The sequence below is a fragment of the Bacteroides propionicigenes genome (assembly GCF_018390535.1).
Classification (GTDB): Bacteria; Bacteroidota; Bacteroidia; order Bacteroidales; family Bacteroidaceae; genus Bacteroides; species Bacteroides propionicigenes.
Genome location: NZ_JAHBBW010000003.1, coordinates 179,872 through 192,753, shown reverse-complemented (window position 1 = coordinate 192,753; position 12,882 = coordinate 179,872). Strand labels below are relative to the sequence as shown.

At 46.3% G+C, this 12,882-nt stretch carries 11 protein-coding genes; 4 read left to right on the top strand and 7 right to left on the bottom strand.

Going from position 1 to position 12,882, the window contains the following annotated elements:
- Window position 1: 1 nt before the first annotated feature.
- Window positions 2–301, bottom strand: coding sequence for a Dabb family protein (locus KG118_RS06105; RefSeq protein ID WP_117711474.1), 300 nt, complete (start codon window positions 299–301; stop codon window positions 2–4).
- Window positions 302–403: 102 nt separating this feature from the next.
- On the opposite strand from KG118_RS06105, the gene udk reads away from it, so the two are divergent.
- Together udk and KG118_RS06095 are read left to right on the top strand one after the other, a co-directional pair.
- Window positions 404–1,009: a uridine kinase gene (gene udk / locus KG118_RS06100; RefSeq protein ID WP_117711473.1), complete on the top strand. Its 606-nt coding sequence runs from the start codon at window positions 404–406 to the stop codon at window positions 1,007–1,009.
- A gap of 106 nt (window positions 1,010–1,115) precedes the next feature.
- Window positions 1,116–2,453 (top strand): MltF family protein, encoded by a 1,338-nt coding sequence (locus KG118_RS06095; RefSeq protein ID WP_117711472.1) that lies wholly within the window; start codon window positions 1,116–1,118, stop codon window positions 2,451–2,453.
- A gap of 18 nt (window positions 2,454–2,471) precedes the next feature.
- On the opposite strand, the gene metH is transcribed toward KG118_RS06095, so the two are convergent.
- From metH to KG118_RS06070, 5 genes are all read right to left on the bottom strand, one after another.
- Window positions 2,472–5,243: a methionine synthase gene (metH, locus tag KG118_RS06090; RefSeq protein WP_117711380.1), complete on the bottom strand. Its 2,772-nt coding sequence runs from the start codon at window positions 5,241–5,243 to the stop codon at window positions 2,472–2,474.
- A gap of 2 nt (window positions 5,244–5,245) precedes the next feature.
- Window positions 5,246–5,698: an SsrA-binding protein gene (gene smpB / locus KG118_RS06085; protein ID WP_004290321.1), complete on the bottom strand. Its 453-nt coding sequence runs from the start codon at window positions 5,696–5,698 to the stop codon at window positions 5,246–5,248.
- An 8-nt stretch (window positions 5,699–5,706) separates the two neighbouring features.
- Window positions 5,707–6,252: a Yip1 family protein gene (locus KG118_RS06080; protein WP_187120017.1), complete on the bottom strand. Its 546-nt coding sequence runs from the start codon at window positions 6,250–6,252 to the stop codon at window positions 5,707–5,709.
- A 30-nt stretch (window positions 6,253–6,282) separates the two neighbouring features.
- Window positions 6,283–7,086, bottom strand: a complete 804-nt coding sequence (locus KG118_RS06075) for a hypothetical protein (protein ID WP_147331367.1) — start codon at window positions 7,084–7,086, stop codon at window positions 6,283–6,285.
- 83 nt (window positions 7,087–7,169) lie between these two features.
- A complete protein-coding gene (locus KG118_RS06070) occupies window positions 7,170–7,670 on the bottom strand; it encodes a DMP19 family protein (protein ID WP_117711377.1) in 501 nt (166 codons plus the stop codon).
- Window positions 7,671–8,141: 471 nt separating this feature from the next.
- On the opposite strand from KG118_RS06070, the gene KG118_RS06065 reads away from it, so the two are divergent.
- Entirely contained in the window at window positions 8,142–8,843 is a 702-nt protein-coding gene (locus tag KG118_RS06065; protein ID WP_004290317.1) for an iron-sulfur cluster assembly scaffold protein, read from the top strand.
- A gap of 19 nt (window positions 8,844–8,862) precedes the next feature.
- A complete protein-coding gene (locus tag KG118_RS06060; RefSeq protein WP_004290316.1) occupies window positions 8,863–9,873 on the top strand; it encodes a GGGtGRT protein in 1,011 nt (336 codons plus the stop codon).
- Window positions 9,874–10,254: 381 nt separating this feature from the next.
- On the opposite strand, the gene KG118_RS06055 is transcribed toward KG118_RS06060, so the two are convergent.
- Window positions 10,255–12,876, bottom strand: coding sequence for an Lcl domain-containing protein (locus KG118_RS06055; protein ID WP_117711363.1), 2,622 nt, complete (start codon window positions 12,874–12,876; stop codon window positions 10,255–10,257).
- Window positions 12,877–12,882: the final 6 nt, after the last annotated feature.

The window sequence follows — 12,882 nt, the reverse complement described above, 5'->3', positions numbered from 1 at the left end:
TTTATACTTCATAATCCACGCAGGCACGGCTTTCTTTAACCTCTGCAATGAGCTTGCCGGCAGCTACATGGTCGGGATGCGTAGCGTAGAACTTCACATCGTCCAACGTATCGAATTCGCTGTAAAGAGCAATGCTCCAAGTCTCGGCAGGATTGATGTTCAATCCGACTTCAATCTTACGGATAACGGATATCTTAGCGGGAAGCGCTTCAATAGCCTTCTTAAAATTATTCATTGCAGCTAACTTTTCGTCAGCGGGAGCTTCGTCTTTCAGCTTAAATAATACAATATGCTTTACCATAACTTTGTTATTTAAATGATTTATACCTATATTTGTCAACCGAAACGGTTGCTTTTAAAACCGCAAAAATACTCGTTTTGTTTCAAATATATACTTAAACGGATGTTAATAATAGGAATTGCAGGCGGAACCGGGTCGGGAAAGACCACCGTAGTACGTAAAATAGTCGAAAGCCTGTCGGCAGGTGAAGTGGTATTGTTACCCCAAGACTCTTACTACAAAGACAGCAGTCACGTCCCCGTAGAAGAACGGCAGAATATTAATTTCGACCACCCGGATGCTTTCGACTGGGGACTTTTGTCCAAACACGTATCCATGCTTCGTGAAGGCAAAAGCATCGAGCAGCCCACATATTCCTATCTGACCTGTACCCGCCAGCCCGAAACCATTCACATCGAACCGCGGGGAGTCATCATCATCGAAGGTATACTTGCCTTATGTGACAAAAAGCTGCGCAGCATGATGGATCTCAAAATCTTTGTCGATGCAGATCCTGACGAACGTCTCATCCGCGTAATCCAGCGTGATGTCATAGAGCGAGGACGTACTGCCGAAGCAGTAATGGAACGTTATACCCGTATCCTGAAACCGATGCATCTGCAGTTTATAGAACCCTGCAAGCGATATGCCGACCTTATCATACCGGAAGGCGGAAGCAATCAGGTAGCGATTGATATCCTCACGATGTATATCAAAAAACACTTGTAACCAACTTAATTCTGCATATATGGCCGAGAGTGCTCCCCTTGCCAAACGCAAATTGTCAGTTTTCCACTGTCAATTGCTGATAGCAATCGTGTTGCTTTGCAGCGTCATGGGATGCCGCGGCAATCATAGTGCGGCAAGCGAAAAGGAAGAAACCGGTGATTTGCAACAGATAAAGGATAGCGGAGAACTGGTAGTGCTGACCTTATACAGTTCTACGTCCTACTTCATCTATCGCGGACAAGACATGGGTTTTCAGTATGAACTGAGTGAACAGTTTGCCAAGAGCCTCGGCGTGAAGCTGAAGATTAAAGTTGCCGGAAGCGTACACGACCTGATTGAAAAACTCCTTGCGGGCGAGGGCGACCTCATAGCCTACAACCTGCCCATAACCAAGGAATGGAAAGACAGCCTGATATATTGCGGAGAAGAAGTGATTACACATCAGGTCATAGTGCAACGCGCAGGCGGACGTACAAAACCGCTGAAGGACGTAACGGAACTCATCGGAAAAGATGTGTATGTGAAACCCGGAAAATACTATGAGCGTCTTGTCAATCTGGACAAGGAATTGGGTGGCGGCATCCATATCCACAAAGTAAGCAATGACAGCATCACGATAGAAGACCTGATTATGCAAGTATCGCAGGGTAAGATACCTTACACCGTGGCGGACAATGATGTAGCCCGGCTCAACACTACCTATTATCCCAACCTGAACATCGGGCTTTCCATCAGCTTTGACCAACGGGCCTCGTGGGCTGTACGCAAGGATTGTCCGCAACTGGCGGAAGCCGCCAACAAATGGCATGAAGAGAATATGACCTCTCCGGCGTATACAGCCAGTATGAAACGATATTTTGAAATCAGCAAAGCCATTCCCCACTCTCCTATCCTGTCTCTGCGGGAAGGAAAAATATCGCATTTCGACCCTCTTTTCAAGAAGTATGCACCGGACATTAATTGGGATTGGCGTTTATTGGCATCCTTGGCCTATACGGAATCCAACTTCGACACTACCGCTGTTTCTTGGGCAGGTGCAAGGGGATTGATGCAACTGATGCCCGCCACGGCACGTGCCATGGGAATGCCTCCGGGCAAAGAGCACAACCCGGAAGAAAGTATAAAAGCCGCCACAAAGTATATTGCCGCTACCGCCAAAAGTTTCTCGGCCATTCCTCAAGAGGAACGGATTAATTTTGTATTGGCATCCTACAATTCCGGTATCGGACATGTGCTCGATGCCATGGCTTTAGCCGAGAAATACGGAAAGGACAAATACATATGGCGGGACAATGTGGAGAATTTCATCCTCTTGAAAAGCAATGAAGAATACTTCACCGACCCGGTTTGCAAGTACGGTTACTTCCGCGGAATAGAAACTTATAACTTCGTAAGGGACATCACCGCACGATTCGAACAGTACAAGAAGAAGATTAAAAGCTGATACACCTCAGGGCTTTTCTCAAAACAATTTCAACCGGTTTGCCTTTGCCTCTTCTAGGGAAACTGTCTTAATCTGTTTCTCCTGATTCTTCTCGCGCAATTGTTGATACTCGGCGGAGAGGCTTTCCATCAACTCGGCTTTTTGATTGGGATTCATCAAGCGGGCTGCTATCGTTGCGTTCTGCGAAGCGTCTTTTAAGTGAATAACCGGGGCATGGTAAACCGGAGCTATCTTCAACGCCGTATGCAAAGGAGAAGTAGTAGCGCCGCCAATCAACAACGGTATATCCACTCCCGCTTTTTCCAATTCAATGGCAACGTGCACCATTTCGTCCAACGAAGGGGTAATGAGGCCGCTCAGCCCAATCATATTCACCTCTTCTTCTATGGCACGCTGTACAATCGTTTCAGCGGGAACCATCACTCCCAAATCAATTATCTCATATCCGTTGCAAGCCATTACGACGGAAACTATATTTTTGCCAATATCGTGTACGTCGCCTTTCACCGTGGCAAGTAATACCTTGCCGGCAGAGGTTGCACCTTCCTGCTTCTCCGATTCGATAACCGGCTGAAGGATAGCTACCGCTTTCTTCATGGTACGCGCCGTCTTGACAACTTGCGGAAGGAACATTTTACCTGCACCGAACAAATCGCCCACATAATTCATCCCTGCCATCAGAGGACCCTCAATTATATCTACGGCCTTCGGATAGTTCTTCAGGGCTTCTGCAAGGTCTTCTTCCAGATAATCTCCGACGCCCTTTGTCAAAGCATACTTTAAACGCTCCTCTACGGTACTCTCACGCCAGAAAAGTTGAGAGTTGGGAGCTGAAAGCCGTGAAGTACCGTTTGGAGAAGAACTCTTGGCAGCTTCCGCCTCGGCTTTCAGGCGTTCGGCAGTCTCAATCAAACGCTCGGCAGCATCTGCGCGGCGATTGAGGACAACATCCTCGATACGCTCCAGTACATCAGCGGGTATATCGGTATAGAGCACGGAAGTGGCAGGATTCACAATGCCCATGTCCATCCCTTCACGAATGGCATGATAAAGGAACACCGCATGCATTGCTTCACGGATATAATTGTTGCCGCGAAACGAGAAAGAAAGATTACTAACCCCGCCGCTGACATGAGCGCCGGGCAGGTTCTTCCGTATCCAAGCGGCAGCACGAATAAAATCGACAGCATAATTATTATGCTCGTCCATCCCCGTAGCTACTGCAAGCACATTCGGGTCGAAAATAATATCGTGCGGATTGAAGCCGGCTTTATCTACCAACAGACGGTAAGCACGTTCGCATACTTCGATTCTGCGCTCGTATGTATCAGCTTGTCCCCGTTCATCAAAAGCCATTACTACCGTAGCTGCACCATATTGCTTTACAATACGGGCGTGCTCAAGAAATATCTCTTCACCTTCTTTCAAAGATATGGAGTTGACGACAGACTTACCTTGCACGCATTTTAATCCCGCAACTATCACGTCCCATTTGGAGGAGTCTATCATTACGGGAACACGTGCTATTTCCGGCTCGGAAGCTATCAGATTGAGGAAAGTCGTCATTTCCCTTTCCGCATCCAGTAATCCGTCGTCCATATTTATATCGATAATCTGCGCTCCGTCTTCTACCTGTTGACGAGCGATACTCAGCGCTTCATCATATTTCTTCTCGTTGATTAGACGCAGAAACTTGCGCGAACCGGCAACATTGCAACGCTCGCCTACATTGACGAAGTTATTTTCCGGCTTTACTTCCAACAGTTCCAGACCGGAAAGCCAAAGGTTAGCGGGTGCAGGAACCGGAATACGCGGCACAGCATCGGTTATCAATGATGAATATGCAGCGATATACTCGTCCGTCGTACCGCAACACCCGCCGATTATATTTACCAGCCCTCCACGAATGTACTCTTGCATCTCAACAGCCATCTCAGCCGGTGTTTGGTCGTATGAGCCAAGACTGTTGGGCAAGCCTGCATTGGGATATGCGCTTATGTAATAGGGGGCACGAGCGGACAATTGTTCGAGAAAAGGTTTCAGCTGTCGGGCTCCGAAAGAACAGTTGAGCCCGACGGAGAAAATATCGGCATGCTGCACAGAAGCCAGAAATGCGTCCAACGTTTGTCCGGACAAAGTGCGCCCGCCTACATCGGAAACCGTTACGGAAAGCATCAACGGTACGCGAACACCGGTAGCCTTCATTGCCTGCTCGGCAGCGTATATAGCCGCTTTCGCATTCAATGTATCAAATATAGTCTCAATCAACAACGCATCGACTCCTGCTTCGAGCATCGCTTCCATCTGTTCGCGATAAGAAGCGGCCAGTCCGTCGTAAGTCAATGCGCGAAAAGCCGGATTATTCACATCCGGACTCATGGAACAAGTCTTATTGGTAGGCCCTACGGAACCTGCCACGAATCGTGGCTTATCAGGAGTTAAAGCCGTAAATTCATCGGCAACTTCACGTGCCAGCCTCACAGCCGCAAGATTTATCTCACGCACATATTCCTGCACGTGATAGTCTGCCATACTGACGCTTGTAGAACTAAAGGTATTGGTTTCGATAATGTCTGCACCTGCCGCAAGATATTTGCGGTGAATGTCTTGTATTACATCCGGACGTGTCAAACAAAGTATGTCATTATTGCCTTTCAGCTGTCCGGGAATCTGCGCAAAACGTTCTCCGCGGAAATCTTCCTCCGTTAAGTTGTATTGTTGTATCATGGTGCCCATAGCACCGTCCAGAATAAGGATGCGCTCACGCACCTGATTTTCAATAGAAACCATAATTATCTTTTGAACATACGCGCCATATCGCGCTTATCATCTTTTTCTTTCAAAGCCTCACGTTTGTCATATTGCTTCTTACCCTTTGCAAGAGCAACAACAACCTTTGCCAGTCCTTTTTCATTGATAAACAAACGGACGGGTATCATGGTAAAACCGGGATCTTTCGAGCCTCGCTGCAGTTTATCCAGCTCTTTTTTTGTCAACAGAAGTTTACGCTCCCTGCGTGCGTTATGGTTATTGTACGAACCATAAAAATATTCGGCGATATGCATATTCTTTACCCACAGTTCGCCGTTGGCAAAGTAACAGAATGTATCTACCAGACTGGCTTTTCCCAAACGGATAGACTTAATCTCCGTACCGGTGAGCACAATGCCCGCAGTATAGGTATCTACCAATTCGTAATCGAATGTAGCACGCTTATTCTTAATATTTACAGGAGCTTGTTTCATAAAATCAATCAGTTCAGCACTACCGTCAGCTTATTGAATATGAATTCTATCACTGCCGGACAAGCTATTAACAAAATAGAAGAAAGAATGGTGAACCTCAAACGGTCTTTTTCCGCTACTTTCATCACAATAGCGCTTCCTTCCCACACTACATACACAATATAAAATTGAAGCAACAAGGCTATTATGCTGAAATCGGGCAATATGCCTATAATGATTTTCAACAAGAAAGGGACTACCAACGCATAACCTGCAAACTGTTGCGTCAAAGGAATATCATTGTCCATAAAAAACATACGGACACGCAACCCATTGATGAGATAGGCTGCCAAAAAATATCCCCCGAACAGGGATACCGCCACCGCACAGCATTGTGTCATGGCATACTGAAAACTTTGCGGACCGCCCCAGCCTTTCGCCATCAAAGAACCGATAAAGACTGACAATCCGCATAAACCAATCATAGGATAGACAAAAGCTGTAAACACCTTTCGCCTATCCTCTTCCAAACGAATTTCCTCCCAGGCACGTGCCGGAGAGGAAATCAGTTGCATTGCTATATGAAATAATTCCTTGTAATTCAATTATTTATCATCTGTTTTAAATGAGTAGCTTACCTCATAGGACTGAAGCTCGTCTTTAGCGTTCTCCAAACTATTTGAATCAGCTTTCTGACCTTCATTTGCCCAAATCTTTATTTTCGTAGGAGCGCTTTTGCCTGTTTTTGCCTTAAATACAGAAAGAGCCTCCTCTATGCCAAATGCTTTATAAATATTACCATCAGCTTTTACTTCAGTGTCAGTTGTCTCATAACGCAAATACAGTTCTAAAGTCGTATCATCAGCCGGCTCCTGTGATTCGTCATAAACCAAAGTAAAGTGATGCTTGGTTAAATCCGCTGAATTATATAAGAAAACAACCGGTATCAGGATAGTCTCCTTATCATAGTAGCTGATACCATTATTAGAATTTGAATAATCGCTGGCGAAGCCGATTTTTTTAATTGTCGCATTTTCAAAGTCATCAGCCCCTGTACTATTAAGCACATAACTTGCGGTAGCTGTACTCAGATTTTGAATGCCTGCAACAGTTACTTTTATTTCTTTAGTCTGTTCTGTCACAGGTTGTTCTTCTGAATTATAACTCCATGCAATCTGTACAATATCACCTGAATTTAATTTTAAATCAGTATCTGTAATCAACTTGCTGGCATTCACAGCAGTGTATTTAATATCACTATCCGCAAATTTGAATGAGCAATAAATAGGGTCTACCACTTCCATTACAAAAGTACCGCCCACAGTAGGATCACTATCTCCCATACATGAAGTTAAAGAAACACCCATCATCAGGGTAAAAGCAACCATCAAGAATTTTAATTGTTTCATAAACATATTTTTTTAGAGTTTGCAAAGATATAAATTTCAATTCACATAATGTAAATGCAGAAACTTAAAAAATACTGCAAACACTACTTTATTATTTTTGCAAATAAATCCAGATGTTCGTCTACATAGCTGGCAACCAACGCTGTATATTCTTCCTCTTTTTCCAAAAATTCATCTTCCAACGCATCAAAAGCTTCATATTGCTCGTACATAGCCATAAACTCATCATCCGTACGCTCACGTTCCAAGTCTTCACGGTGAGCATCATATATCTTCTTGGCAGCATACACCAGCTTGCTTAAATCGCCCACTCCCCACAAGCGCATAACCTTGGCAAACGGGTTAGCAAAGATATAGCCCCCATACCCGTTCTGTATCAATTGGCAAAATCCACCCTCCATCAGTTCGTCGCGGAATATCTGATATGCCAGTAACGAATGTTGTTCGCCGGTGAGCAAAGGCATCGTTTCAGCAGTCAGCTCGCCACCTGTTTTTTCCTTGTACGTATCTGTAAATACTTGAATGAAAGCATCCATTCCTTCACCTGCAGCTTGTTGCAGAACTTTATCCGCTATTTCTACCATAATCTTAATTTTCTGTTTTTAAGTATATAGCGGCAAAGATACCAAAATTATTCAAGGAAATGCAATAGTACACCTTTAAGCTGTCAAAGGTCAGCTTTACGTTGCCAAAGGTCAACTCTGCAACGCTAAACCTCTACTCTGCAAACAAAGCATTGTGACACCCTGTCACCATACTTACATAACTTTCCCTCGCGCGCGCAGGAGATTTTTTTTAGAATGTATGAAACGTGCATTTCCTGCACGCGCGTATGAGGAAAAAGTTATGCAAGTATGGTGACAGGGTGTCAAGCTGCCAATCGTATTGCAATCTCTACATTGCAATACGCTAAGTCTCTATCCGTTATTACCTATTTTTAGAAAAAAAGTCAAATTGAACGGTTGGCAGAAAGCAAGAAAACGACTACCTTTGTGACCGTTTAATAAAACATAGAACTACGTTTTTTTTAATTATAACTTAAAAAAGAGCTAATTATGACTTATTCACACGAAGTGGAACACATGTGTGTTGTAAAGAAAGGTCCTAACCACGGACCGGCTCCCATACCCGAAGAAGGCAAATGGGTAAAATCAAAAGAAATCGTTGATATTTCAGGTTTGACACATGGTGTAGGTTGGTGTGCTCCTCAGCAAGGTGCTTGTAAACTGACTTTGAACGTAAAAGAAGGTATCATTCAGGAAGCATTGGTCGAAACAATCGGCTGCTCCGGTATGACTCACTCAGCCGCTATGGCAGCTGAAATCCTTCCGGGCAAGACAGTACTCGAAGCATTGAATACCGACCTCGTTTGCGACGCTATCAATACAGCAATGCGCGAACTCTTCCTGCAAATCGTTTACGGACGCACTCAGTCGGCTTTCTCAGAAGGCGGTTTGATTATCGGTGCCGGTTTGGAAGACTTGGGCAAGGGTCTGCGCAGCCAGGTAGGTACTCTGTACGGTACTTTGGCAAAGGGTCCTCGTTACCTGGAAATGGCAGAAGGTTATATCAAGACTATCGCTCTTGATAAGAACGATGAAATCTGCGGATACGAATTCGTTCACATGGGTAAATTCATGGATGAAATCAAGAAAGGTACTGATGCCAACGAAGCATTGAAGAAAGTAACCGGTACTTACGGACGCTTCACTGCAGAACAGGGAGCTGTTAAACACATTGATCCACGTCACGAATAATATAAGGAGGAAAGAAACTATGATTAGAGAAGTAAAATTTGAAAGTCAAGACCGTCGTATCAAAGGTATCATCGAAGCCTTGAACGCTAACGGCATCAAAGACATCGAGGAAGCTAACGCTATCTGCGAAGCTGCCGGACTCGATCCTTATAAGACGTGTGAAGAAACTCAGCCCATCTGTTTCGAAAATGCAAAATGGGCTTATGTGGTAGGTTGCGCCATCGCTATCAAAAAAGGTTGCAAGAACGCTGCTGATGCTGCTGAAGCTATCGGTATCGGATTGCAGGCATTCTGTATTCCGGGTTCTGTAGCCGACGACCGTAAGGTTGGTATCGGTCACGGTAATCTGGCTGCCATGTTGCTTCGCGAAGAGACTAAGTGCTTTGCTTTCTTGGCAGGTCACGAATCTTTCGCAGCTGCAGAAGGTGCAATCAAAATTGCCGCCAAAGCTGACAAAGTACGTAAAGAGCCTTTGCGTTGTATCCTGAACGGTTTGGGTAAAGATGCAGCACAAATCATCTCTCGTATCAACGGCTTTACTTATGTTCAGACTCAATTTGACTACTATACAGGTGAACTGAAAGTAGTTCGTGAAATCGCATACAGCGACGGTCCTCGTGCCAAAGTAAAATGCTATGGCGCTGACGATGTTCGCGAAGGTGTAGCCATCATGTGGAAAGAAGGCGTAGATGTATCTATCACAGGCAACTCTACTAACCCGACTCGTTTCCAACACCCCGTTGCAGGTACTTACAAGAAAGAACGTGTTCTTGCCGGTAAACCTTACTTTTCAGTAGCATCAGGTGGCGGTACAGGCCGTACACTTCACCCGGACAACATGGCTGCCGGTCCTGCTTCTTACGGCATGACGGACACGATGGGCCGTATGCACTCAGACGCTCAGTTCGCTGGTTCTTCATCAGTTCCCGCTCACGTGGAAATGATGGGCTTCCTCGGTATAGGTAACAACCCGATGGTAGGATGTACAGTAGCTTGCGCGGTTGACGTGGCTCAGGCTTTGAGTAAGTAATATAATACATTGCTAATATATAAATCCCTGTAACTGTAATGGTTATGGGGATTTATATTTTAGTTATAGTGCAATACTTATCCCCTATCTAATACTCATTTCCTCTTGCTATTCTTTTTATAATTGATTGTAGTTGGGACAAGAACAAGCAACAAATACTATTATCGGAGAAATTGCATGATGCGTAGGGGGCAAACGCATTATCTATTAAAGTCAAACACATCATGGGTTTACCCGTAATAGATGATGTGTTTGACTTATCATACTTCTTACTGAAGCTTAAAGAATAGGTGGCAGTTAATAATAAGTAGTTGTATCCTTTCGCTTTCTTCCTAAATTGACACATTAAACCTTTTGTTTTTTGATGAAAAAAACTTTTTCTTATAGGTCGCGGATGCAGCGTACCCGGTATTGGCTTGTCTTGCTACGGTTCATCATTGCCCCCAAAGCAAAATCCATAGTCCACGCTTCGGATGAGGAGTTGGTCGTGGACGACCAGTATTGGGTTCCGTCCATCAGGAAGTCTGTAAAGCCTGCGAGACTGCTAAGCAACTCTTTTCTCACGGTATATATCAGATACAACTCCCGTTGGGTGGGGACACGCCAGCTACCGGCGGGTGCACCGAGTTCGGAGTAAGCCTGACATCCGGTGGCGGGTGAGGCAATAGTGCCTGTTCCCGATGAACTGTTGGCAGCGGAAGTCCAGCCGTTGGCTGCTGCCCAACTCACATTGACAATGTCTGCTTTGGCTACGACGAATCGTGGAGATACCGTACGGTTTGTGGCATCGGAATATAGATGTACGGGTACGGGATGCGATACGGCGCTACTTTTCAGCGAGGTACTTTTGAAGCCGTTGTTGTTGATGATACCGCTTAGCGTTTCTACATACGGACTGGTGAGTCCGCCGGTACCGCTTGCCACTGCACGTACGCAGCGTACGTAGAGCGTGTTGCCTTTGGCGGTGGTGGTGCTTCGCCCGTTGTCAAAGCGAGTGTAGATGGCATTGTCTTTTCCACTCTGCGATTCGGTACTCGAATAGTAAAGATTGGCAGATATCTTTTCGGCAGAGGTCTGACTTAGTGAGGGTTCTCCCGCATAAATCAGCGCCAATTCGTCTTCCGATGGCAGATACCATTTTATTTCGTCTCCCAGTATAGAGCCGTCTCCGTTGGTGTCACGGTTCTTCTCGAAGCAATAGCGGGCGGCATAGGTGTTGAAAATGGGGTCGTAAAGGTTTTCGGCTATCACATTCTCACCGGTGCGCGGATAGGGCTTGTGCAGAATGGTGGACGAGGGCAGATACACGAGGTTGTTGGTGTTGTCCAGCCCGGCGCGCTTGTAGTAATCGAATACCACCTGTGGCAACACGGCCTGCATATCCGTAGAGGGAAATCCCCATTGCATGGTGTAGGTCTTTTCCAGCCCGGTATCGGCTCCCGGTGTCAGTATCAGCCCGGTTTCCTCCACATTCTCCACGGCAAGTTTATAGTCGCCGGTGGGGAGCAGGACGCCCGGCAGACTGTATTTGCGCATACCCACTGTACCCATCGTCTGGTAGCCTTTCTGGGTGATGGGTACGTCTACGTAAGCTCCTTGTGCATTGGTGATGCGCAGGGTGGCGTTTCGGGTTGTTCCTTCCGAGAGGTATTCGTCGGCATACAGATAATAGGTTTGGAAGGTCATCTGCGTGGCATCCGTAAATGCAATGCCGCTGATGGAGGTTTTCATGTCTGTAGACGGATTGTACGTGGGACGTGCCCACATACTGGTGCCTGCCGGTACAAACTTATTGATGTTGAGCGCAGAGACTTTCAGCCAGAAGGTGGAGGTGGCGGGAAGTCCCGAGTTGTCCAGTATTTGCAGGCTGAGCGTGTTGGCAAACGAACCGAGCCTGATGGGACGCCAATCGTAATGGCAGTCCAGCGTGGTGTTCTGCACGGATGCCTGAAAGCCCGAAGCCGCTCCCTCGATACGTGAGTCGATCTCTATGTCATTGATGCCGTTGACGGTTATCTGGTAGGTATACTCTTTGCTCCGTTCCAAGTTGTAATCATTGTAGCTGTTTGCTCCCAGAAAGATGGTGGCTTTGATGCCGGTGTTTGCACCCGACTTTTGATAGAATCCGTTGGCTATGATGGCTGTGGCGCGTGCAGGGGCATAGAGATTCTTGTTATACGGGTTGGTGTCGGCAGGCGAACCGCCGGTACGGCCGCCGCGCCGGTTTTCAAAGAGGTAGAACACGGTCGCCTTGCCGGGTTTGGACGCCCCGTTTACGGTGAATGTGGTATCGGTCCAAGCAAAGGTGGCGATGGACGACAAGTAGTCCGAAGCGTTCGCTGGGTTCACGGCATCACTGCTGCGCGGTATGAGGTAAGACAGGCGGGGGAAGTCCTGCAACTTCCAGTCCGACCAAGTTACCTGTTCGCCGGCAGGCACATTGTTTATCAAGTTGACGTGTATTTTGGAGACTACATAACTAAGGTTCAGGGATACGGTTATACTGCCCGGATTGACGGGGATTGCCACGTTGGAAGCATATCCCCACATCAACATTTTACGGTTTATCTCCATATCGCCTCCTGTGGTGTACACAATGAGGTTGTTCATGTCCGTCAGATTGTGAATATCGTTCACTGCTTGCGTAAAGTTGGTGTTGACCGCAGTCAGATTGGCTATGGCGTATATGCTCATATTGCTTCCCGACAAGGTGGAAATGTTCTGAATGTTCGTTAGTCCGTTGGCATCACTGTAAGATGCGTTGGTTACAATCTTTCCTGTATGGTCGAATATGAGGATTTGGATAGAACTGACTTTCTTCTCTTCGGCAGATGTCAGTCCGGTGCTCCGTGTCTCCAGTTCACGGTTTTTCAGCTGCAGATGTATCAAGGCAGGCATTCCCTCTTCCAAGTCGGGACTGGTGGGGAGATCGTCTTCACGGGCGCACGACGCTATGAAGAACAGGCAGGCAAGGGCTGAAAGAAGAAAAGTAGTAGGCTTCATAGGGTG